This is a genomic window from Phocaeicola fibrisolvens, assembly GCF_025567125.1.
Taxonomy (GTDB): domain Bacteria; phylum Bacteroidota; class Bacteroidia; order Bacteroidales; family Bacteroidaceae; genus Phocaeicola; species Phocaeicola fibrisolvens.
Window position 1 is genome coordinate 1 of record NZ_JAOQJI010000013.1, and the last position, 24322, is coordinate 24322.

Genomic DNA, 24322 nt, shown 5'->3' on the forward strand with positions numbered 1-24322 from the left:
TTTTTTTGAGGAAAATCCAAACGACTTCAATCTGATATGAAACGACAGAGGCCATCTCAATTCATTTTGAGACGGCCTCTTTTGATTTAATACTATTTGAATTGGTAAAAAAGTAAATTTTTCTGTCTTTTTTTTCTCAACCTTTATGGATGAAATCCGTTAATATAAAGGATATCTATTTTTTCACATAAAGATGATGAAGTACAAGTTGAGAAGAAGAATGCCATTGGGATGGTTTTGGCTCCTGCTTCCGTGGTGGGGAGTTTCGTGTGTGGACAGTCGTTACGACCTGGATAAGGATATCGATATGACAATAAATGTGGGAGGGGAGTACCTGACCTTTCCTGTAGGAAGTACGGATACAACTTTCTTGAGCAAGCTGATTTCCTTGGAAGAGGATGGCATGCTGCAGGTGGATGCGGTTACCCGCGTGTATCACCTCACCCATTATGGCTGGCTGAATGTGAAACCGATTACGGTTTCGCAAGTGACTCTCGGAGAAATTGTAACGGGGTTGCTTCCCAAGGAAATCGTCCAACCGGCAACTTCTTCCGAAATGGAATGTAGGGCAGATGTGTCGTCTGCCGGTTATTTTGAAGTAACGGCTAGAGGGGTAGACAATGCGTTAAAGGAATTGGGGGCATTGCGGACAAAGGTTCCGACGGAGTTGAAACTGACGTTCAATTTTGAAAGGTTGGGGCTGGATTACCGTCAGGTGAAAGCTGAAAAGCTCACTGTTGAATTTCCGGATTTTGTGGAATTTGAAGAAGGACAGGAAGGATTGTCTGGCAACCGATTGAGTCTGGATGGCCTTGTCTTGTCGGCGTACGGGGCATCGTTCTCACGTACTTTGAAGGTGACTGGCTACCGATTTGGAAATGCTGTCGGTCAAGGAGTTTCGCCGGATGAGGAACGGAACATGCGCATAGAAGGTCGTCTGTCGATGACTGGTTCCGTGGTTACTACAGGTACAATGGGGCATGGTTCGCTGGTTTTGGTACCTAATATAGCTTTGGGAGAAATGAAGATGGATTATGTGACGGGGGTAATCCAACCGGAAATAGATACAGATGTGGCTCGTATTAAATTAGAGGGCCTTCCGGATTTCCTGAGAAATGAATCTACCCATTTGGATATTACCAATCCGGTAATAGTCTTCAAAGTGGATAATCCTTTGCAGACGGAGGTGGAAATAGACGGTGTGTTTATACCGGGAAAAGGAGAGGTGGAACTGATGGAAAGAAGTGTTTTTGTGGGGCGTGGATATAATAAACAGCCTTTGTTGCTGTTTCCCGGTGAAAATGTCATTGCATTGTCGCGACTGGGACAGAGTGCTGTAAAAGGGGCGGTCAATGTAAAGGTGGAAGATATGAATGATTTGCTGGGGGTGGTCCCCGATTTTATTGATGTCATTTTGACCCCGGTAGTTAGAAATGAGGCTTATTATGAAGTGGAGTTGGGACGGAAATATGAGTTGCCGGCAAGTTATGATGTGGATATCCCATTAAGCTTTGAGCATGATTTGCAGATTGTATATACAGATTCTATTCGGAACTTGCATAAGGATTTGAAGGATCTCAATAAATTGAACTTAAAGCAGGTGAATCTGATCTTGTCGGTCCGAAATGCCATACCTTTGAGGTTGCAGTTGAGTCCGGAAAATGTACAGTTGAAAGATGTGTATGGTGAAGAACTGGCGGGCGTTGTCAAGCAAATGGAAGAAGACGAGCGATATGTGGCAGAAAGTACCGATGGAGAAACCCCTGCTGACAGTGAGATTATTTTAAGGCTACAGGCCGAGGACAAGGCATTCTTGTCCAAATTGGACCGGATTTGCTTTCGAATGACGGGTGTCTCAGGCAGTGCTACGGGAGTACCTTTGAAAGATACAAAATGGTTGAAAGTGACAAATCTGAAAGTGTCGGTTCCAGGAGGTGTGAATGTGGATTTGAATTGATAACGAACGAGGAAAAGAAAACAAATGAAGAGAATCTTTTTGTGTGCGATATTGTCTGGAGGAATTGTTTTTGTAGGCAAGAATGAAGTGATGGCGCAGTCTCAGATGAATCGTGCTGCTTACTTTTTAGAAGGAATTTCTGTTCGTCATGAATTGAATCCGGCATGGATGAGTGAAAAAGGATATGTCAGTATGCCCGGATTGGGGAATTTGTCGGTCGGCGCTCAGGGAACAGCCGGAATCGGTGATTTTCTGTTTGTGAAGTCAAATGGAGGCTTGATGACTTTCATGCACGAGGAAGTAGACCGGAAAGCGTTTTTAAACGGGTTACCCAAACGAGTAAAAATAGGATTGGAGCTGAACGAAAGTCTCTTGTCGGCAGGGTTTTATGCATGGGGAGGATTTAATACGTTGGGGCTGTCGATAAAAAGTCATGCCAATGTCTCTGTTCCCGATCAGCTGTTCCGGTTTATGAAAAATGGAGTGGATATTCCCGAAGGAAGCCATTACAGTGTGGACAACCTGCATTTGATGACTGTCAATTATGCGGAAATTGCGCTGGGACATGCTCGGCAGATTAACGAAAAATGGACGGTAGGTGTGAAGACCAAGTTGCTGGTAGGACTGGCCAGGGCTACAGTAAAAATAGATCATTTGGATATTGAGGCTACTCCGTATGCGTGGAAGATTACGCCTTCGGGGGCACAGGCTTATGTCTCGGCAAAAGGGTTGTCTGTTCCTACGCGGGGAGAGACAGGGCATTATGATTCGAGTGATTATGAACTGGATGCCAATGGAAACCGCACGGACAAATTGAAACCGGGGGCCGGACAACTGATTTCGTATGATGACTTGAGTTTTGAATCCCGGAAGATGCGACCTACGGGAGTAGGATTGGCATTCGATGGGGGAGCTACCTTTCGATGGAATGAAAACTGGACTTTTTCGGCCGCTCTCTTGGATGTGGGTTTCATTCGTTGGGAAAACACCGTGAAAGCGGGCATGAACCATGCTTTTGAATTTGAGGGCTTTCATGAGATACCCATCAAATCGGAACAGGGAGGTGAAGACCCGAATGCTATCGGACAACAAGGTGCACGGGTCGGGGATGATTTGAAGCAGATGGCTAAATTTACCAAAGAGGGAGAAGGTTTGAAACAGACTACGGCACTGGCGGCTACCCTGCATTGGGGGGCTGAATATACCTTGCCGGTTTACCGTCATCTGAAAATGGGCTTCCTTTCTACTTCTCGTTTTCAGGGCCGTCATTCTTGGACAGAAGCACGTATCTCTGCCAATGTATCGCCTTTGTCTTGGTTTGAAGCTTCTTTGAACTACGCACTTTCTAATTTTGGTTCCAGCACAGGACTGATGTTGAATTTCCATCCAGAAGGTTTCAATTTCTTTGTGGCTGCAGATGTGCCAATGGGAAAATATACACCGAAGTATTGGATTCCGATAAACCGTTTCTCTGCAAACGTGAATCTGGGCATTAATTTTTCTTTTGGTCCGAAACATAAACCTTAATATCATTGTATGGAGGTTCAGTCCTTTACATCCTCTTTGGGATATATTATTTTGATTTCCTAAGATATAAAAAGTGAGGGAGACGGCTCAGTTTGGGCTGAGCGAAGTTTGGGCTTGCCCGATTTTTTTGCAGACACAAAAAAGGCCATCTCAAATTATATTTCAATTTGAGACAGCCTCTTCTGGAGTCGTTATCCATTCTTTATTTTTGTACTTTCAAGGAGAACTTCTTGAAGTAAACTTGAGTCTCCTGTCCGGATTTATGGGTCAGACGGACATACTTCAAGGAGGTGTCAGTCGGGATGGAAGCAGTGATTTCCGTTTTTTCGGCTGCCTGTGACAGAGGAACGACCTGCCACTCCTGACCGTCACGGCTCACTTCCAGCGTGAATTGCGGAGCTACTCCCGGGGTACCTAAGTCCATGGTCAGGGCCTCGAAGTGTACCGGTTGGTCTACGGCAATCTGTAGCATGGCACCGGCTGGCCATTTGATGACCTCATTGGATGGTGACACATTCACGTTCTGATGGCGGGCGCGTACTACCTGATTCTTCAGTTGAGGTACATCACTGGTCAGCGTGTAAGGGTTGTATTCGGCCTTGGTTTCCAAGTGGGTTTTATATTGTGCATTATAGGCACTGGTTACTTGCGTGTATACTTGGTTCAAAGTAGGTAGCAGGATGAGGCTTCCCACTTTCACTCCCGGCTGGTATGGGTTTTGGTTTTCAGTCATATCCAGTTCATACATCTGCGTTTGCAAGGCGCGGGCACGGTCGTAATAGGTCTTGAAAGCAGTGTCTTTTCCATCCAGTGCTTTGACCATTTGTAGTACACACTGGCCGTATTCACCGAGTAGCTTACCTTGTTTCAGCCAAGGACGCATCTCGTGGATGAGGGCGGGATTTTCGTTGTCGGCCAAAAGTATATCGCAGGCCGTTTCCAGGCGCATACATTCCCGGAGCACACTGTCAATCGCCTCGGTATGGTGCATATCTTGTGCTAGTGCTTTCAGCATCGGCTGCAGAGGAACACTCTCGTCGCGGCGGAATCCATGCCCGTTAGGTCCTAAATCTGAACAGTGTGTGGCAAAGGTTTCCAAATAGGCGGATTTCTGGGGCAGCAGGTTCTGAATGGCGTGCTTCCATGACGGGATGCTGTCGTAAGTGTCCAGGTTCCAGGTGTAGTCGGCTACGCTGTACAACGCAATTTTGGAAGATTCCGCGTGTTCCATCGGGTTGGATACGAAGCCGGACATATCGTCCTGGATACCTTTGGCATTGCCGTATACTGGCCCTAGGAGCAGATGATCGCGCACATAGTCGTTTACCGGGAAGTTCCACCAGATATAGGCTTTACGCTTGATGAGCGGGTTGATCCAGTCCAGCGTCGGTTTGTCGATGCAGGCAATCACCCGGTCGCCGGTCCACATGACATGGATGCTGGGATTGAGTTTCTCTCCCAAGGTAGTCAGATACCCACCTTTCACGTTCGACCAACTCTTGTTGTATTCCGTAGGACACATCACCAGAGGGCTCACATCGTGTTTCTTCTGGATAAAATGGTTGTCAATGTAGTTCAGCAGTTCAGCTTGGCGTACGGGCTCTGTACCGTCGCCTGAAATATCGTCGAAGAACACGGCAAAGGAGCGTACTCCCAACTGGTACATGGCTTCGAATTTCTGAATCAGGGCATCGCGGTCGGCATCTGTCCATTTAATGTCCTTTCCCGGATGAATGGCCCATACGAAGTTCACTTCGTGGCGGGTAGCCTGCTCGATGAGCTCATGAATCTGAGCCGCTTCCTTTTCCGGATAAGGCTTTCGCCAATTGGGGGAAGAGTGATACGGGTCGTCTTTCGGGCCATAGATATACGTATTCATTTTGTTCTTTCCGTAGAATTCGATTTGGTGCATACGGGCTTCGTGGCTCCAGGGAGTTCCGTAGAATCCCTCCACCACACCACGGAAGGCAATGTCGGGATAGTCCTGAATGGTACAAATGCTCAAATCGCCTTGACGTACCATCTGTGATAAGGTCTGCACGCCGTAGAAGGTACCTCGTGCATCTGCACCGGCAATCACGATACTGTTGTCGTTCACTTCTATAAAATAACCTTCTTTGTGCGATGGAATTTTTTTTGCATATTTCTTAATAGCTTCATCGCCTTTCTTGCCGAGAATAATTTTGAATTCGGTCTTTCTCTGTTTGTTGGGGAGAAACTGTTGCAGGGCTTCGACGGCATGCGGGCAGCTGCCTTCGCTCAGGATGAGCTGGTAAGATTGCGGTACGACTATGGTTTTTCCCTGTTTGTCCGATTTAAACTCTTGGACCTTGGGCTGAAGCAAACTGGCATCGGTTTGTGCCAGAATAGGTGTGGTACCCAAAACCATGTAGAATAAAGGAAGTAAATAATGTTTCATGGATTTTATTAGATATTGGGATAATAAATGAGATTGCAAACATACATAAATTGGAGCATCCTTACAAAAAACTGTATAAAAAAAGGAAGAGGCTGTTCAACTGAAAAGCTCCTTCCTTTTGTTCGTATTATTTTATTGTATTCGTTCAAGTAGGCTTTGATGTATTTTTTATTCCCGAAGTGTACCCTTTTTCCTTAAGCAGGAATTGTTTTTTTCTGATTCAGCAGTGTGGGGCTTATCCAAACAATTCCCGGAAAGCTTCTTCCACTTTTCTGACCGGCACAAGTTCTATTTTGATTTTCTTGCGGTCAATGCCTGAAAGGTTGTGCTTGGGGATAAGCATCCGCTGGAATCCCAGTTTTTCGGCTTCACTGATGCGCTGTTCGATGCGGTTGACCGGACGGATTTCTCCACTCAGGCCTACTTCGCCTGCCATGCAAACTCCCGTTTCAATTTCAGAATCCATGTTGCTGGAAAGAATGGCACTGATGACGGCCAGGTCGATGGCCGGGTCGTTGACCTTCAGTCCTCCGGCAATGTTCAGGAACACGTCTTTCTGTGCCAGTTTGAAGCCGACCCGCTTTTCCAGTACGGCCAGTAGCATGTTCATGCGTCGGAGGTCGAAGCCGGTGGCAGAACGTTGCGGCATACCGTAGGCTGCCGTGCTGACCAATGCCTGGACTTCAATCAGGAAAGGGCGTACGCCTTCCACGGCTCCGGCGATGGCTACCCCGCTCATGCCCTCATGATCTTGGGTAAGTAGTAGCTCGGATGGGTTGCTCACTTGCCGTAGTCCGTCCTGCCGCATCTCGTAGATACCCAGCTCGGCAGTACTTCCGAAGCGGTTCTTGATGCTGCGTAGGATGCGGTACATGTAGTGCTGGTCTCCTTCGAATTGCAGCACCGTATCCACGATGTGTTCCAGTACCTTTGGTCCGGCAATGCTGCCTTCTTTGTTGATGTGTCCGATGAGGATGACAGGGGTACCGGTTTCTTTGGCAAACTTCAAGAGAGAGGCAGTACATTCTCTTACCTGTACGATGCTGCCGGGAGAGGAATCAATGTTTTCGGTAGAAATGGTTTGGATGGAGTCGATAATGACCAAGTCGGGAGCGGCATTTTTGATATGGGTGAAGATTTGTTCCAATGAAGTCTCACAGGCTATCAGCAGATTTTCATTCTCTGGATGAGGGATACGGACGGCCCGGAGTTTGAGCTGACGGGCGCTTTCTTCGCCGGATACATAAAGAATCTTTTTGTGGGCAAGCCGGAGTACGGTCTGAAGTACCAGGGTAGATTTGCCGATACCGGGCTCTCCGCCAATCAGAGTCAGAGAGCCTTGCACAAGTCCTCCTCCCAATACCCGGTTGAGTTCCTCGTCGCCCATGTCAATCCGCTGTTCCTCATCGGATGCGATATCTTTGAGAGGCTGAGGTTTGGAACGTACCGATTCAATGCCGTGCGCCACATGCTTGGCCACGGGGGCTTCTTTCCGGACCACTTCTTCTACAAATGTGTTCCACTGTCCGCAAGAGGGACATTTCCCGGCCCATTTCGGGGATTCTTGTCCGCAATTCGTGCAGACATATACTGTTTTTTCTTTTGCCATATTTGTCACACTAATTTCAGACAAAGGTACGAAAACTTATGTTTATTTCTGATTCTGCCAAAAAAATATCATTTAAATGTGCGTTTGTAGAAAAATGTTGTTATATTTGCCAGCAGAAAAACAATAATCTATGACTGAACGCTGTCTTCATATCATCTTGTTGAAGGGGCATGGGTATATGCCTTTTATTACTTCTGCCACAGGGATGACCCCTAGGGGGTAAAGGATAGTATGTTTGGTGTTTCTACGTGATACACGTCTGCGGATGCAGACAATTCAATTATTTTATTCATTCAACTTTAATTTAATTTATTGTTCCCATTCGGAAGGTGCAAGTTGCAACTGTCTCATGGGAATGAACCGGACTGTATGGGTTCGGATATAAAAAATAATGATAATCTATGAAAGTATTGAAATTCGGCGGCACATCCGTAGGTTCCGTCAATAGCATGTTAAGCGTGAAGCGTATTGTAGAAGGAGTGGATGACAAAGTGATTGTAGTTGTTTCCGCATTGGGAGGCATTACCGACAAGTTGATTTGTACTTCGAAAATGGCTGCTTCGGGCGATGATTCTTATGAAAAGGAAATGAAAGAAATCGTGAATCGCCATATAGAAATGGTGTACACGGTCATTCCGGCAGGAAGAGGCAGGGAATTGCTTCTGGATTTGGTGAATGAACTGCTAAGCGAATTGAAGGATATTTTTCAGGGGATTTATTTGATTCGGGATCTTTCTCCCAAGACTTCGGCTACTATTGTGAGCTATGGAGAACGGCTGTCTTCCATTATCGTAGCTACCTTGATTCAAGGAGCTGTGTGGTTCGACTCCCGTACATTTATCAAGACAGAGAAAAAACATAACAAGCATATTCTGGATTCGGAACTTACCAATCAGCTGGTACGTGAGACATTCAGCGAAATTCCAGACGTATCCGTCGTGCCGGGATTTATTTCGACCGACAAGAATACCGGTGAGGTCACCAACCTGGGACGGGGTGGTTCGGATTATACGGCTTCTATCATTGCGGCAGCATTGGATGCGGACATTTTGGAAATTTGGACGGATGTGGATGGCTTTATGACAGCCGATCCGAAGGTTATCAGTACGGCTTATCCGATTAAGGAGCTGAGCTATGTGGAAGCCATGGAGTTGTGCAACTTCGGGGCGAAGGTGGTGTATCCACCGACCATTTATCCGGTGTGTCACAAGAATATTCCGATTCTGATTAAGAATACGTTCAATCCGGAGGCACCAGGTACTATCGTCAAGCAGGATGCAGACCATTCTTCCAAGCCTATCAAGGGTATTTCGTCCATCAACGATACTTGCCTGATTACCATGACCGGTCTGGGTATGGTGGGCGTGATTGGAGTCAATCACCGTATTTTTAAGACCTTGGCAGAGAATGGCATCAGTGTGTTCCTCGTTTCGCAGGCTTCTTCCGAGAACTCTACTTCCATCGGAGTAAGAAATGAAGATGCAGAACTGGCTTGTGAAGTATTGAATGAGGAATTTGCCAAAGAAATAGAAATGGGAGAAATTTCTCCGATGAAGGCAGAAGGCAATTTGGCCACTGTAGCCATTGTGGGTGAGAATATGAAGCATACACCGGGTATTGCCGGTAAACTGTTCGGTACCTTGGGACGAAACGGCATCAATGTCATTGCCTGTGCGCAGGGAGCTTCGGAAACCAATATCTCTTTTGTGGTAGACGGTGCTTCTTTACGGAAAACATTGAACGTGATTCACGATTCGTTCTTTCTGTCAGAATACCAGGTCTTGAATTTGTTTATTTGTGGCACAGGAACAGTGGGTTCCAGCCTGATAGAGCAGATTCATGGTCAGCAGGAGAAATTGAAACAGGAACGGGGATTGAAACTGCATGTGGTAGGAATTGCCAACGGACATAAGGCGTTGTTTACCCGTGCAGGAATTGATTTGGAGCATTTCAGGGAGGAATTGGATGAAAAAGGTTCTCCTTCATCTCCGCAGGTGCTCCGGGATGAGATTGTAGGGATGAATATCTTCAATTCGGTATTTGTGGATTGTACTGCCAGTCCGGATATCGCGGCCCTCTACAAGGACTTGTTGAGTCACAACGTATCGGTAGTGGCTGCCAACAAGATTGCGGCTTCTTCGGAATATGATATTTATGCGGAATTGAAGAAAATAGCCCGTCAGCGGGGAGTCAAGTTTCTGTTTGAAACTAACGTAGGAGCGGGATTACCGGTTATCAATACCATCAACGACCTGATAAACAGTGGAGATAAGATCTTGAAGATTGAAGCGGTGGTAAGCGGTACGTTGAACTATATCTTCAACCGTATCAGTGCCGACATGCCGTTGAGTGCGACCATCCGTCAGGCGAAGGAAGACGGTTATTCAGAACCCGATCCGCGAGTAGACTTGAGTGGAAAGGACGTTATCCGGAAACTGGTAATTCTGGCTCGTGAAGCGGGTTATCGTTTGAACCAGGAAGACGTGGAAACTCATCTGTTCATTCCTAATCAATATTTTGAAGGTACGCTGGATGATTTCTGGAAGAACATTCCCAAATTGGATAAGGAATTCGAAGAGCGTCGCCGCGAAGTGGAACGGGAAGGAAAACGCTGGCGCTTTGTAGCCAGTCTGGAAAGCGGACATGGAAAAGTGGCTTTGCAGGAAGTGGACAGCAACCATCCGTTCTATAATCTGGCGGGTACTAATAACATTATTCTGCTCACCACCGAACGTTACAATGAATATCCGATGCTGATTCAAGGCTATGGAGCGGGTGCTAGTGTAACCGCTGCAGGAGTATTTGCGGATATTATGAGCATTGCCAATATTTAAAACAGACAGTCATGAAACATCTTATTATATTGGGCGACGGCATGGCCGACTGGGCTGTTCCGTCGCTGGGAGGAAAGACCCTGTTGCAGTATGCACAGACTCCTTATATGGACAAACTGGCACGCATGGGACGTACGGGTATGTTGAAGACCGTAGCCGACGGATTTCATCCTGGGAGTGAGGTGGCCAATATGTCGGTAATGGGATATGACCTGCCCAAGGTTTACGAAGGCCGTGGGGTGCTGGAAGCTGCTAGTATCGGAGTAGACCTTCAGGAAGGGGACATGGCCATGCGGTGTAACATCGTATGTGTGGAAGGAGATATTTTGAAGAACCATTCTGCCGGGCATATCACGACCGAGGAAGCCGATGAACTGATTCGTTTCCTGGATGAAAAACTGGGCTCCGACCGTATTCATTTCTATACCGGTGTGCAGTATCGTCATCTGCTGGTGATAAAAGGAGGAGACAAACGGCTGGCCTGTGTGCCTCCGCATGATATCCCTTTGCAGCCTTTCCGCCCGAATTTGGTGAAGGCTTTGTGTCCGGAAGCACAGGAAACAGCCGAATTGTTGAATGATTTGATTTTGAAGTCACAACAACTGCTGCCCACTCATCCGGTCAATCTGAAACGGGTGGCGGAAGGAAAGGACCCGGCTAATAGCATCTGGCCTTGGAGCCCGGGATACCGTCCGCAGATGGAACCCTTGGCCGAGAAATATCCGTCCATCCATAAGGGAGCGGTGATTACGGCGGTCGATTTGATTCGGGGTATCGGGCGTTATGCCGGTTTGCGCTGCATTGATGTGGAAGGGGCCACCGGACTATACAATACCAACTACGAAGGAAAAGCCCAGGCAGCCATTGAAGCCTTGAAAACCGACGACTTTGTGTATCTGCATGTGGAGGCCAGCGATGAGGCCGGACATGAAGGAGATGTGCCGTTGAAGTTGCAGACGATTGAAAATCTGGACCGTCGGATTGTGGGGCCGGTCTATGAGGCGGTGAAACAATGGGATGAACCTGTCGCTATTGCGGTGTTGCCCGACCATCCTACTCCTTGCGAGTTACGGACACATACCAATGAGCCTATCCCGTTTTTGATTTATTATCCGGGTATTGTGCCCGATTCCGTGCAGACCTATGATGAAATAAGCTGTAAGGAAGGCGGATACGGCTTGATGGAAAAAGACGAGTTTATGAATTTATTTATGCACATTCAGTAACAAATTGCAATATGAAGTATTACAGTACAAACGGAAAAGCGCTGGACGCTACTTTGGAAGAGGCTGTAGTGAGAGGACTGGCTTCTGATAAGGGCTTGTATATGCCTCGCGAGATAAAGGCATTGCCGCAGTCTTTTTTTGACGAGATTGATACGCTTTCTTTCCCTGAGATAGCTTATAAGGTGGCCGATGCCTTCTTTGGAGAAGATGTACCTGCAGAGACTCTGAAACAGATTGTATATGATACCTTGAATTTCGATGTGCCGGCAGTGAAGGTGAAAGATAATATTTATTCTTTGGAACTGTTTCATGGACCGACGCTGGCGTTTAAGGATGTAGGCGGTCGTTTTATGGCGCGTCTGCTGGGGTATTTTATCCGCAAGGAAGGGAAAAAGCAGGTCAATGTGCTGGTGGCCACTTCGGGTGATACGGGAAGTGCCGTGGCAAACGGTTTTCTGGGAGTAGAAGGTATCCATGTATATGTGCTCTACCCGAAGGGAAAAGTCAGCGAGATTCAGGAAAAGCAGTTTACTACCCTCGGACATAATATTACGGCCATTGAGGTGGACGGTACGTTCGATGATTGCCAGGCACTGGTGAAGAGTGCGTTCATGGATAAGGAATTGAACGAACACATGCAGCTCACTTCCGCCAACTCCATTAATGTGGCCCGTTTCTTGCCTCAGGCATTTTATTATTTCTATGCCTATGCGCAGATGAAGAAAATCGGTAAAGCCGACAATTTGGTAGTCTGTGTACCGAGTGGAAATTTCGGGAATATCACTGCCGGGTTGTTTGGCAAGCGCATGGGACTCCCCGTGAAGCGTTTCATTGCCGCCAATAACCGGAATGACATATTCTATCAGTACCTGAAGACAGGGAAATACAGTCCACGTCCTTCTGTGGCTACAATTGCCAATGCCATGGATGTGGGCGACCCAAGTAACTTTGCCCGTGTATTGGATTTGTACGACGGCAGCCATGAGGCCATCGCTTCCGAAATCAGTGGAGAAACCTATACCGATGACCAGATTCGGGAAACGGTACAGAAGGTGTATGAAGAAACGGGTTATCTGCTGGATCCCCATGGGGCATGCGGATACCGGGCTTTAGCGGAAGAACTGAAGGAGGGCGAAGTGGGTGTATTCCTGGAGACCGCTCATCCGGCCAAATTCTTGCAGACTGTAGAAAGTATCATTGGGGTAGAGGTGAAAATACCGGAAAAACTTCAGGCCTTCATGAAAGGAACCAAACAGAGCATACCGATGTCAAAAGATTTTGCGGCTTTCAAGGCTTACCTGATGAAGCAGTAATTGTTCGGACGCAGACTAGGATAAGAGTAAGTTCTCAGTACTTCCTAGGAAGTACTTTAGTACTGCCTAAGAAGTACTGCAGTACTTTCAGGGGAGTACTCCAGTACTTTAAAGGAAGTACTGAGTTGACAGCATATCATAAACTCAGCTTTTCCAACTGCTTGAATAGTAGTGGTTTGGCTGATGAAAAAAAGGAAGGGATCATTCAAATGGAAATGAACGGTCCCTTCCTTTTTAGGTTATGTTTTTTCTTTTTAAAGATGAAGCTTCAGGGTCACAAATTTCTTGATGAACTCTACGGTGCCGTCAATCCCCAATACGGAGGAGTCAATACATAAATGATAAGTAGCTGCCGCTCCCCATGTCTTGTAACTGTAATAATTGTAGTAAGACGAACGTTTCTTATCGGCTTTTTCCATCAAGTCTTCTGCATCTTCGGCACTGATGTGGTGCAGTTTCATCAGTCGTTCGATACGGGCTTCGGGAGAGGCCGAAACAAAGACATTGGCACATCGCGGGTGGTCGCGGAGAATATAATCCGCGCAGCGTCCGACAAACAGGCACGATTGCTTTTCAGCTAGCTGACGGATGACATCACTCTGAATCTTGAACAGAGAGTCGTTGCTCAAGTAGGAATTGTAGGGATAGGCTCCCTCCGTGATGAACGGGAACCGCGTGCCGAACAGTCCTCCCAAAATAGTCTGAGAGGCTTTTTCGTCTGCTTTCTCGAAAAATTCCTTGCAGAGTCCACTTTCCTCCGAAGCCAGATTGATCAATTCCTTATCATAAAAAGCAATGCCTAGTTCATTCGCCAGTTTCTCACCAATCTCTTTTCCGCCACTTCCCAGCTGACGTCCGAGATTAATCACATAATGTCCGTCCATAGTGTAACTTCTTTAGTTTGATATAAAGCAAATATAAATCATTCTACGGAAAAATGCGACTTTTTTATCGTTTATTTTCGTCAGCGCTTGGATTGGGCTGCATGTTGTTGCTTGAATTGTTTGAATTGGGCATAGAGCATGGTGCCTGCAATGATACTGGCTGTGATATCTGAAATCGGCATGCTGTACCACACGCCTTCTACTCCCCAAAAGAGAGGAAGAATTAGCAGGCAGGGAATCAGAATCAGGACCTGTCGGCTCAGAGAAAGGATGATGGCTTTCTTGGCCATACCGATGCTTTGGAAGAAGTTGGAGGTCACCATCTGAAAACCGATGATGGGGAAAAACAGGACGACCACCTGCAATCCTTTTGCGCTCAGCTGTATGAGCTGTGCATCCGTTGTAAAGGCCGATACGGCCAGTTCTGGCATCAGTTCTCCCACAAGGAAGCCGCTGGTCGTTACAATGGTGGCGGCGATGACGGTATATTTCATGACTTGGTTTACCCGATGGTAGTGCTGGGCACCGAAATTATAGCCGGCAATGGGCTGCATCCCTTGGTTCAGTCCCATCACAATCATGACAAATAAAAATACAATGCGGTTGACAATGCCAAACGCGCCGATAGCCAAATCCCCATCATACAGTTTTAATCCCTTGTTGATAAGGATGACGATGAAGCAGGAAGCCAGGTTCATGAAGAAGGGAGCCAGTCCGATACCGATGATGTTTTCCACCAGTGTTGTCTTGAGCCGATAAATCCCTCTTTTCAGATGCAGAAGTTCATTCTTGTTACAGAAAATCTTGATGAGCCAGCATAAGGAAATAACCTGAGCCAGTACAGTGGCTATGGCGGCACCTTGGATTCCCATGTGGAAGGTATAGATGAACAGTGGGTCCAGCAGCGTATTGATGACCACGGTCAGGATAGTGGCTGCCATGGCCTTTTGCGGATGTCCGGCCGAACGCAGTACGGAGTTCAGTCCCAGGTACATGTGGGTAATGACATTCCCCAGAAGGATGGTAATCATGTAGTCTCTGGCATAAGGAAGGGTAGCATCGCTGGCCCCGAAGAAATACAGAATCGGGTCCAGAAACAGCAGGCAGACAAGGGTGAACAGTATCCCGATAATCAGGTTGAGTGATACTACATTTCCCAGAATCTGCTGGGCGGTAACATAATCCTTCTGTCCCAGTTTGACAGAAATGAGGGTGGAGGCTCCGACTCCTACCAGTGAGCCGAAAGCGGCGGCCAGGTTCATCAGCGGAAAGGTGATGGCCAGTCCGGAGATAGCCAATGGCCCGACTCCATGTCCGATGAAGATACTGTCTACCATGTTGTAGAGGGAGGAGGCGGTCATGGCAATGATGGCTGGGATGGCATATTGCATCAATAGTTTTCCAATTCTTTCTGTTCCCAGCTCAGTAGCTGTTCCTTTTTGTGACGTCATACTCTCTATTCTTTTTCTTATTAATTGTTATCCAGAAATCTTTAGATTCCCTAAAAAATCGCGCAAAGGTAAGTCTTTTTCCGGAATCAGGGAAAACTTTGTGTATCTTTGCGCTTCAAAAATAAAAGCTATGTGGATGAATGTGAATAGAGTAGGATTATTCTTTTGCCTGTTGGCCTGCTTGGGGAGCGCTTCAGCAGAGACTATGTACAAATATCGGGTCCAGCTTACGGACAAGAAAAAGACCGTTTATTCTTTGGAACATCCGGAGGAATTTTTGTCGTCGCGGGCATTGGCGCGTCGGGCGCATCAGGGATTGGCCGTCGATTCGACCGATTTGCCTGTCTGCCGTGTGTATATAGACCGTCTGAAGGAGCAGGGGGGAGAATATGTTTCTTCCAGCAAATGGAACAATACGGTACTGATGGAGGTACCCGATGAGTCGGTGGCCCTCCGTTTTCTGGATAATCCTTTCGTGCGTTCCGTAAAGAAAGTCTGGGTCTCTCCGGATTCCATTCCTGCCCGGGGAGCGGGACGGAAGGAGCTGGTAAAGAACCAGTGGAAAAAACAGGACGATTATTATGGAATGGCTTCCGAACAGATTAAAATACACAATGGAGACAGCTTGCATCTGGCAGGTTTCAAGGGACAAGGCATGCAGATTGCCGTGATTGATGCCGGTTTCTTCAATGTGGATGCCATGAAGATTTTTCATAAAACCTCCATCTTAGGTACACATGATTTTGTAAATCCGGATTCGGATATTTATGGAGAGCACAATCATGGCATGAAAGTACTTTCCTGCATGGCTGCCAATATGCCCCATGTAATGGTCGGGACTGCTCCCGAGGCAAGTTATTGGCTGTTGCGGAGTGAGGATAATGATACGGAACAGCCGGTGGAAGAGGATAATTGGGCGGCTGCCATTGAATTTGCCGACAGTGTAGGGGTGGATATCGTGAACACTTCACTGGGATATTACTCTTTTGACGATCCGATTGACAATTATACTTATCGGGAACTCGATGGACATACTTCTTTGATGGCGGCTTCTGCTTCGTATGCGGCCAAAAAGGGATTGTTGGTGGTGTGCAGTGCCGGAAATTCTGGTATGGACACCTGGAAAAAGATAACGCCTCCGGCAGATGCAGAGGATATTCTGACCATCGGGGCGATAGACAATATGGGAGTGAATGCCCCATTTTCTTCCATTGGCAATACGGCCGACGGACGTGTCAAGCCGGATGTCATGGCAATGGGGGTTCATTCGGCTGTAGTGGGTATCGACGGGGGGACTTCCTTTGCCAACGGTACGTCGTTTGCTTCGCCTACGTTCTGCGGACTGGTGGCTTGTTTGTGGGAGGCTTGTCCTTGGCTTACTGTCCGCCAGTTGATTGAGATTGTACATGAAGCTAGTGACCGTAATACCTATCCGGACAATATTTTCGGTTATGGAGTGACGGATATCTGGAAAGCCTATCAGCTGGGATTGAAACTGAAGAGCGGAAACGATGGAAAATAAACCTTTGTCTTTGCTGGAGCTGAATTCACTGGTCAGGAGGAGTATTACCTCCTGCTTGCCGGATGAATATTGGGTGCAGGCGGAACTGAGCGATGTACGCGTGAACTATTCCGGGCATTGTTACCTGGAGTTCGTGCAGAAAGATGCCACAGGCAATGCCCTGCTGGCCAAGGCTCGGGGGATTATATGGGCGAACGTATTTACCAGATTGCGGGCTTATTTTGAACGGGAAACCGGACAGGCTTTTGTGTCCGGACTGAAAGTGCTGGTCAAAGTCACAGTCGATTTTCATGAACTGTATGGTTATTCGTTGACGGTAGTCAATATCGACCCTACTTATACGTTGGGCGATATGGTACGTCGCCGGAAGGAAATTCTGCGTCAGCTGGACGAAGAGGGTATCCTGACACTCAATAAAGAACTGGAACTGCCGCTACTTACCCAGCGGATTGCCGTAATTTCATCGGCTACAGCTGCGGGGTATGGCGATTTCTGCAACCAGTTACAGCACAATGCCTTCGGCTTTGTGTTTTATCCTTATCTTTTTCAGGCGGTCATGCAGGGAGAGCAGGTGGAGCAGTCCATCATTCAGGCCCTCGACCGTATCAATGCCACGCGCGATCTTTGGGATGTAGTGGTCATTATCCGAGGGGGAGGAGCCACTTCCGATCTTTCCGGTTTCGACACTTACGAGCTGGCCGCGAACTGTGCCCAGTTCCCGCTTCCCATCATTACCGGAATCGGGCATGAACGTGATGATACCGTATTGGACCTGATAGCCCATACCCGTGTGAAGACTCCGACGGCTGCCGCCGAGTTCCTGATTAATCACCTGCGGCAGACGGCACAGGAATTGGAAGGATACGAGGAAATTATTTATGAAGAAGTTCCCCGCTTGTTGCAGCAAGAAAAGCAACGGTTGGAAGGTTTTGTCACGCGCATTCCCGGACAGGTGCAGATGCGTTTGCAGCGGGAGACCTTCCGGCAGGAGCGCTTCCAGAACCGGATAAAGACGGCTTGGCAGTCGCGTTTGCTGCAGGAAAATTACCGTTTGCAACTGATGCCTCGTGTACTTTCTGCCCTGCAGAACCGGGTGCAGCGCGAAACACATCGGCTGGAACTGCTGGCGCAACGGGTGTCTTCCGCTTCGCCGGAAGTCTTGTTGAAGAAAGGGTATAGTCTTACCTTGCTGAATGGAAAAGCAGTGACAGACGCTTCCTTGCTGAAACCGGGGGATGAAGTGGAGACCCGTCTGGCAAAGGGGCGATTCAGAAGTAAAGTAATCAAATGAAACAATGATATGGCAGCAAAGAAAGAAACCTACTCAGAGGCCATGAAGCGCCTGGAGGAAATCGTGGCCCGTATTGAAAGCAACGAACTGGACATTGACCAGTTGGGCGAATACTTGCAGGAGGCCCAAAAACTGATAAAGTTCTGTAAGAACAAATTGTATAAAGCCGATGCGGAAATCAAGAAGATTTTGGAAGAAGAAAGCGACGCACAAGCTTGAGCACTAAAAAAGCCAGACCGGGAAGTCTGGCTTTTTTAGTGGATAGGGTTATCGGATAATGGTCATTTCCTTGAGCAAGTGACCGGCACCCGCAAACTTGTCGATGATGAACAAGGTATAGCGGATGTCTACGCAAGCGGCTCGTTGCAACTGAGGATTGTAGGCAATGTCGCCGGTCAAGCCTTCATAGTTGCGGTCGAAGCCTGTACCGATGAGTTCTCCTTGGGCGTTGAAGACCGGAGAGCCTGAGTTTCCGCCCGTGTTGTCGGTAGCAGTGGCAAAGCAGACCGGCATACGTCCGTCGGGCATGGCGTAGGGGCCGAAGTCTTTCTTTTCATATAGTTCCTTCAGTTTGGCCGGAACCACAAATTCCGGGTTGTTCGGGTCTTCTTTTTCCATCACCCCTTTCAGGGTCGTGTAATACAGGTATTCTTTTCCGTCGGCCGGTTCGTAGGAACCGATTTTGCCATAAGTCAGACGCAGGGTAGAGTTGGCATCCGGATAGATAGGCTGTCCGTGCGCTTTTTTCAGTTGCAGCATACCTGCCACCCAAGTCTTGTGGGCCGCATTGTAGGCATTGGTCTCTTCCTGCATGGCCTCGCTGGTTGCCTGGTAACCGTCGCGTACGGAAGCGGCGTATTTCACCATCAGGTCGTTCTCCAGTTGAGCGGCATCCGGATGTGCCAGAAAAGCTTCCAATGCTTCCTGGCTTCTGAAGATAGACCGGTCGAAGCAAGCGTCTACAAAAGCATCCGTATTTCCCTGGAAGTCCTTGTCGATGGTCTGGAAGATGTCAATCCGTTGGGCTGCCGGAATCAGCCGGGCATACAAGGCGATGAGCTGCTTGGATACCTTGCGGTCCACTTCCGGATTATAGTCCTTGTTGAAGAACTTCTTTCCGGCTTCTCTCAGGTTGGCCACGGCTTCGTCAATGTCTTTCTGTTTCTGGCTTTCCAAGGCTGCTTTCAATGCTTCCGTATCCGGCACTTTGAAGAATTCCGTGCCCAACATCAGAGCCTCGTAAATGGCTTGCTGGTGATAGACTGCCTCATGGCGCTGTGCCACTATCTGCTTGATGGTTTCGTAGGCTTTCCGGTAGCTGTCGTTGCCGATGGAATCGCCGAAGGCCAGCAGTTGCTGCTGTTCCCGTTTCTTGCGGTCGAGCACCTTCAGGCGTACCAGTCCTTCGTTCATGCCGATGGCGTTCTTCCAGTAATTGGCCGATGACGCATACTTGGCCGCATACTGGATGCGCGTGTGCGCGTCCTTGGCCATTTCTTCGCCCAACCCCCGCAAGCGCACGCCGCGGATGGTGTCGCGCATGAAGTTGGTAGTCTGCATACGTTCCTCCACTTCGTCACTGATCATGTAACGCCAGTTACGTCCCGGAAATCCCATCACGAAAGTGAAGTCACCTTCTTTCACCCCTTTCAGGTTGATGGCGATGTGTTTCTTGACTTTCAAAGGTACGTTGTCCGCACTATATTTGGCCGGTTTGCCGTCCTTGTTGGCATAGATGCGGAAGATAGAGAAATCTCCGCAGTGGCGTGGCCACATCCAGTTGTCGGTGTCTGCCCCGAATTTCCCGATGGAAGAGGGAGGAGCTCCTACCATACGTACGTCCTTGTAGGAAGTTTTGACAAACAGATAATATTTGTTGGACCCGTAGAACGGTTTCAGCTCCAGGGTGGTGAATTCGTCGGTACGGATATGTTCTTTCTTGGCAAACTTTTCGGCCACTCCCGCCAGGAAAGACGGAGAAAGATAATTCGTTCCGTCCGGGTCTTTGGACTTCTTCAGCTGTTTCTGTACGTATTCCGTTACGTCGAGTATCCGGTCGATGAACGTCACGTTCAGTCCTTCGCAAGGAAGTTCCTGCTCCCGCGTCATGGCCCAGAAGCCATCGGTCAGGTAGTCATGTTCCACCGAGCTGTGCTGTTGGATATATCCGTATCCACAGTGATGGTTGGTCAGTACCAGTCCTTCGGAAGAAATGACCTCTCCGGTACATCCTCCTCCAAAGTGTACGACTGCATCTTTCAGGCTGATATTGTCCGGGCTGTATACCTTGTCGATGGTGATATCCAGTCCCAGGTCCTGCATCACAGCCGCATTCTGCTGCTTCAGGTCGGTCAGCATCCACATTCCCTCGTCCGCATGGGCGGCGAGGGTGAATGTGGCAAATAAAGTGAGTAAAAACTTATGCTTCATTATTCTACGATGGTCATTTCGTCAATCAGGTTCTTGCAACCTCCCAGTTTTTCTACGATGAACAGCACGTAGCGGATATCTACGGCGATGCAGCGCTGGAGGTTGTTGTCGAAGTTGATGTCGCCGGAAAGAGATTCCCAGTTACCGTCGAAAGCGGCTCCAATCAGTTCTCCGTTGCCGTTCATCACCGGAGAACCTGAGTTACCGCCGGTAATGTCGTTGGTGGTCAGGAAGCAGGTCGGCATTTCGCCATTCGGCAAGGCATAACGTCCGTAGTTCTTGGTGGCGTACAGTTCTTTCAGCTTGGCCGGAACCACGAATTCCGGATTGTTGGGGTCTTCCTTTTCCATCACGCCTTTCAGGGTTGTGTAGTATTTGTAGTGGATTCCGTCTTTCGGATCGTACGATTTCACGTTACCGTAAGTCAGACGGAGGGTGAAGTTGGCATCCGGAGCTTTCGGAGTCGGTGCGTACATTTCGCAAAGACCGCGTACATAGGTTTTGTGCAGCAGGTTGATGTCGCCGTTTGCCTTGTCCAGTTGGTCGGCCAGTTCCTTGTACTTCTTGTTGACGGCATTGGCATATTCAGCCGACAAATCGTTCTGGATGGCTTCTGCAGTCGGATGTTCGATGAAGGCATTGAAATTCTTTTCATTAGCGAAGATGCTGTTATCGTAGAGGGCATCTACGTAGGCATCATAATCGCCTTTGAATGTGTTTTGAATGGTTTGATAGAAATCGGGCAGAGCTTCAGCCGGTACCTTCTCTGCATAAAGAGGCAACAAGACCTTGGCTACTTTCCGGTCTACTTCGTGGTCATAATCCTTGTTGTGGATATCGGCGTAGGCTTCCTTCAGAGTAGCGATGGCTGTGTCGATGTCTTTTTTCTTATTCTTTTTCAGTGCGGAAGCCAGATTCTGCAAAGCTTTCATCTTGGAACTGTGTGTAAATTCAATGCCGCTTCTGAAAGTTTCGGTAAAATAAGTCAGCTGGGTACGGAGCGGAGTCACACGCTTTACGTAGTCATCAATTTTGCCGACTACAGCTTCATAGTCTGCATTCTGTTTTTCTTTGGCAAAAGCAGCGAATTTTGCTTCCTGTTCAGCCTTTGTTTCCAATACGTGGTTGTCTACGATGGCCTTGTTCATGCCGATGGAGTTTTTCCAGTAGTTGCTGGAGCTGGCAAACTTGCTGGCATACTGGATACGTACCTTGTCGCTGGCAGCCATTTCCTTGCGGAGGATATTCTGGCGGGCTTCACGCACCGTGATACGCGGAATGTTGGTACCTTCCATGCGCAGACGTACCTCACTTTCAGTCAGGTAACGGCTGGTGCTTCCGGGGAATCCCATAATCATGGCATAGTCGCCTTCCTGCAGTCCCTTCAAAGAAATCGTCAGGTGTTTTTTTACTTTCAAGGGCACATTGTCCTTGCTGTATTCAGCCGGGTTTCCATTTTTGTCGGCGTAGATACGGAACATGGAGAAGTCGCCGGTGTGGCGCGGCCACATCCAGTTGTCGGTTTCTCCACCAAATTTACCAATGGATGAAGGGGGAGCGGCTACCATGCGGACGTCGCTGTAGGTCTTGATGAAGAACAGGTAGAATTTGTTTCCTTCATAGAAGGGAAGAGCTTGTGTGGAAATGCCCGGTTTCCCTTTCAGGTCACTCTTTTTCAGTTCTTCATCTGCCAGTTTCTTGAGGTATTTACTTCCGAAAGATTCGATCTCACTGACCTTACCTTTCTGTATGTCTTCGTTTACCTTATTGGTTACATCTACGATGCGGTCCACAAACTTGAAGGTCAATCCCGGAGTCGGCAGTTCTTCCTGATAACTCTTTGCCCAGAACCCGTCGGTCAGGTAATCGTGTTCCACGGAACTATGTTGTTGAATGGCATCATAGCCACAGTGATGGTTCGTCAGAATCAGTCCGTTGGGGGAAATAATTTCACCCGTACATCCACGTCCGAAGATTCCCACTGCATCTTTCAGGGTAATCTGGTCCGGGTTGTAGATATCCGCAATATCCATTTTCAAGCCTTGCGCTTTCATTCGGTCGGCAAGGTTCTGCTCCTGCATGAGTTGAAGCAGCCACATTCCTTCATCGGCTTTTGCCGGAGAGAAGACGGCACAAATAAGTGCGAGTGCGAGTACTTTAATTTTTTTCATATAGTGATGATTGTTAATATATCAAGGGACAAAAATAGTAAAAAAAAGCACAGCTTTTTCATGCAGGAAAATTAAAAGGTAATAAACCACTATCTTAGTATAAAATTTGATAATTTATTTCGACTCATCCTTGAAAGATTATACCTTTGCCGTCAAATTTAAAAGGTTAGAGCATGCATAAACTTTATTTTTTCCTGTTGTGTGCAATCCTTTGCGCCTCTTGCAGTAAGAAATATAAGATAGAAGGTACTTCATCTGTTTCAATGTTGGATGGTAAGATGTTGTTTATAAAGATTCCAGTGGGCAATCAATTGATGAACATCGATTCAGCAGAAGTAATTCATGGCTTATTCAAGATGCAGGGGAAGGTGGACTCTACGGTACTGGCCTCTTTGTTTATGGACGATGATTGCATTATGCCCTTGGTTATTGAGCCGGGTCATATCGACATTCAGATAGACAATGCCGGGATAACTATTAAGGGAACTCCATTGAACGATTGCTTTAATGATTTTGTGGTGCGGAAGAACTCGCTTGATGACCGTGCGTACGAAGTGGAGCATGAGGAGAGCCGGATGATTATGGACGGAAAGGACTTGCAGACAGTTCATGAGGAAATCCAGAAAAAACGCGAAGAGATTGCCGATGAGATGAATCAGTTGGCAAAGACATTCATCCAGGACAATTATGAAAATGTGTTGGGGCCGGGAGTGTTTCTGATGCTGGGAAACAGTATGCCTTATCCTTTCCTGACTCCACTGATGCAAGAAATTTTTGACGGTGCTCCAGAATCGTTCAAGAACAATTATATGATTCAGGAGTTTGTGTCGATGGCACGTGAAAATATGGCACGCATGCCGCAACATTAAAAGAATCGGGTAGAAAGTCTCCCTCCTACCCGACGATTCTTTTATTTCTTTTCTCTACTTTCTTCTTTATTTTGTTCCTTTGTATTTTTCCGGCAAATCCTTTTCAATGGCTTGATAAGACTCTTCCATCAGCAGGGTAAGATTTTCCTGACCTTTACCTTGTGGGTAAATAGGCTCATGGATGGTCAGTTTCAACGGATGCCACGACAGCAGTTTGCCGGTGCGGGGCAGCACGTCGAACGAACCGCTGATGGTCATGGGTACTACGGGCATTTGCAGCTGGTCGGCGATGAGGAAAGCTCCTTTCTTAAATTCATTCATGTGCCCCGTGAAAGTTCGTCTTCCTTCCGGGAATACCACGAGCGAAGTACCTCCCTGCAGTATCTTTTCGGCCCGTTTGATGGTTTCGTATACTTTTCGCGGACTGGATTTGTCGACGAAGATGAATCCGGCCGATTCACAGGCTTTACCTACAAACGGAATGTTGCGCAGGCTTTTCTTCATCATCCATTTGAAATTTCTTCCCAGAAAACCATAAATCAGGAAAATATCGAAAGCTCCTTGGTGGTTGGCTACAAACACGTACGACGTCTTGTGGTCTATATGCTGATGCCCTTCCACTTTCACCGGGAGCAGAAACAGGAAGCAGGTAAGCTGTGACCATATCTTGCCCGGGTAGTATCCCCAGAAATGGCCGTTGCCGAGCCAGCATCCCAGCATGGTGGTCAGTGCCGTCAGGATGGTCAGTACAAGAAAAATGGGTAGTCCGATACAGATTTGATAAATAATGTATAAGAATCTCATAAATGGTAGTGGTTA

The 24322-nt window shown here is 47.7% G+C and carries 16 protein-coding genes; 9 read left to right on the forward strand and 7 right to left on the reverse strand.

The annotated features are described in order from the left end of the window. Positions 1–193 precede the first annotated feature (193 nt). Together OCV81_RS07450 and OCV81_RS07455 are read left to right on the forward strand one after the other, a co-directional pair. On the forward strand, positions 194–1957 hold the full coding sequence (locus tag OCV81_RS07450; RefSeq protein ID WP_148329488.1) for a hypothetical protein: 1764 nt from the start codon (positions 194–196) through the stop codon (positions 1955–1957). A 24-nt stretch (positions 1958–1981) separates the two neighbouring features. After that, the gene (locus OCV81_RS07455) at positions 1982–3484 is read left to right on the forward strand and encodes a DUF5723 family protein (protein ID WP_204434033.1); all 1503 of its coding nucleotides are present in this window, start codon (positions 1982–1984) and stop codon (positions 3482–3484) included. Between the two features lie 202 nt (positions 3485–3686). Here OCV81_RS07455 and OCV81_RS07460 read toward each other — a convergent pair whose 3' ends face one another. Next, on the reverse strand, positions 3687–5903 hold the full coding sequence (locus tag OCV81_RS07460) for a beta-N-acetylglucosaminidase (protein ID WP_262640272.1): 2217 nt from the start codon (positions 5901–5903) through the stop codon (positions 3687–3689). Positions 5904–6138: 235 nt separating this feature from the next. Next, positions 6139–7512 (reverse strand): DNA repair protein RadA, encoded by a 1374-nt coding sequence (radA, locus tag OCV81_RS07465; protein WP_148329489.1) that lies wholly within the window; start codon positions 7510–7512, stop codon positions 6139–6141. 401 nt (positions 7513–7913) lie between these two features. Between radA and thrA the strand changes: the two genes are divergently transcribed. Genes thrA through thrC form a run of 3 tightly spaced genes read left to right on the forward strand, consistent with a single transcriptional unit; the run spans position 7914 to position 12885 of the window. Further along, entirely contained in the window at positions 7914–10346 is a 2433-nt protein-coding gene (thrA, locus tag OCV81_RS07470) for a bifunctional aspartate kinase/homoserine dehydrogenase I (protein WP_148329490.1), read from the forward strand. Positions 10347–10357: 11 nt separating this feature from the next. Then, positions 10358–11572 carry a cofactor-independent phosphoglycerate mutase gene (locus OCV81_RS07475; protein WP_148329491.1) on the forward strand — a complete coding sequence of 405 codons (1215 nt, stop codon included), beginning with the start codon at positions 10358–10360 and terminating at the stop codon, positions 11570–11572. A gap of 11 nt (positions 11573–11583) precedes the next feature. Continuing rightward, on the forward strand, positions 11584–12885 hold the full coding sequence (gene thrC / locus OCV81_RS07480) for a threonine synthase (RefSeq protein ID WP_148329492.1): 1302 nt from the start codon (positions 11584–11586) through the stop codon (positions 12883–12885). A gap of 254 nt (positions 12886–13139) precedes the next feature. Here the strand turns inward: thrC and OCV81_RS07485 are convergent, their stop codons facing one another. Together OCV81_RS07485 and OCV81_RS07490 are read right to left on the reverse strand one after the other, a co-directional pair. Continuing rightward, complete coding sequence (locus tag OCV81_RS07485) at positions 13140–13769, reverse strand: cytidylate kinase-like family protein (RefSeq protein WP_022353958.1); 630 nt, start codon at positions 13767–13769, stop codon at positions 13140–13142. Between the two features lie 80 nt (positions 13770–13849). Further along, positions 13850–15220: an MATE family efflux transporter gene (locus tag OCV81_RS07490; protein ID WP_148329493.1), complete on the reverse strand. Its 1371-nt coding sequence runs from the start codon at positions 15218–15220 to the stop codon at positions 13850–13852. 130 nt (positions 15221–15350) lie between these two features. Here OCV81_RS07490 and OCV81_RS07495 point away from each other — a divergent pair, with 130 nt between their 5' ends. Genes OCV81_RS07495 through xseB form a run of 3 tightly spaced genes read left to right on the forward strand, consistent with a single transcriptional unit; the run spans position 15351 to position 18252 of the window. Beyond that, positions 15351–16742: a S8 family peptidase gene (locus OCV81_RS07495; RefSeq protein WP_148329494.1), complete on the forward strand. Its 1392-nt coding sequence runs from the start codon at positions 15351–15353 to the stop codon at positions 16740–16742. Then, positions 16732–18033, forward strand: a complete 1302-nt coding sequence (gene xseA / locus OCV81_RS07500) for an exodeoxyribonuclease VII large subunit (protein WP_148329495.1) — start codon at positions 16732–16734, stop codon at positions 18031–18033. Before OCV81_RS07495 ends, xseA begins: the two co-directional genes overlap by 11 nt. Before the next feature lie 9 nt (positions 18034–18042). After that, the gene (xseB, locus tag OCV81_RS07505; protein WP_022353962.1) at positions 18043–18252 is read left to right on the forward strand and encodes an exodeoxyribonuclease VII small subunit; all 210 of its coding nucleotides are present in this window, start codon (positions 18043–18045) and stop codon (positions 18250–18252) included. Between the two features lie 48 nt (positions 18253–18300). Here the strand turns inward: xseB and OCV81_RS07510 are convergent, their stop codons facing one another. Both OCV81_RS07510 and OCV81_RS07515 read right to left on the reverse strand, forming a co-directional pair. Then, positions 18301–20463 (reverse strand): S46 family peptidase, encoded by a 2163-nt coding sequence (locus OCV81_RS07510; protein ID WP_148329496.1) that lies wholly within the window; start codon positions 20461–20463, stop codon positions 18301–18303. Next, positions 20463–22634 carry a S46 family peptidase gene (locus OCV81_RS07515; RefSeq protein WP_148329497.1) on the reverse strand — a complete coding sequence of 724 codons (2172 nt, stop codon included), beginning with the start codon at positions 22632–22634 and terminating at the stop codon, positions 20463–20465. The genes OCV81_RS07510 and OCV81_RS07515 overlap by 1 nt, the downstream gene beginning before the upstream one ends. 173 nt (positions 22635–22807) lie before the next feature. On the opposite strand from OCV81_RS07515, the gene OCV81_RS07520 reads away from it, so the two are divergent. Then, positions 22808–23503: a DUF4369 domain-containing protein gene (locus OCV81_RS07520; RefSeq protein ID WP_148329498.1), complete on the forward strand. Its 696-nt coding sequence runs from the start codon at positions 22808–22810 to the stop codon at positions 23501–23503. A gap of 66 nt (positions 23504–23569) precedes the next feature. On the opposite strand, the gene OCV81_RS07525 is transcribed toward OCV81_RS07520, so the two are convergent. Further along, positions 23570–24307, reverse strand: a complete 738-nt coding sequence (locus tag OCV81_RS07525) for a lysophospholipid acyltransferase family protein (RefSeq protein ID WP_148329499.1) — start codon at positions 24305–24307, stop codon at positions 23570–23572. Between the last annotated feature and the right edge of the window lie 15 nt (positions 24308–24322).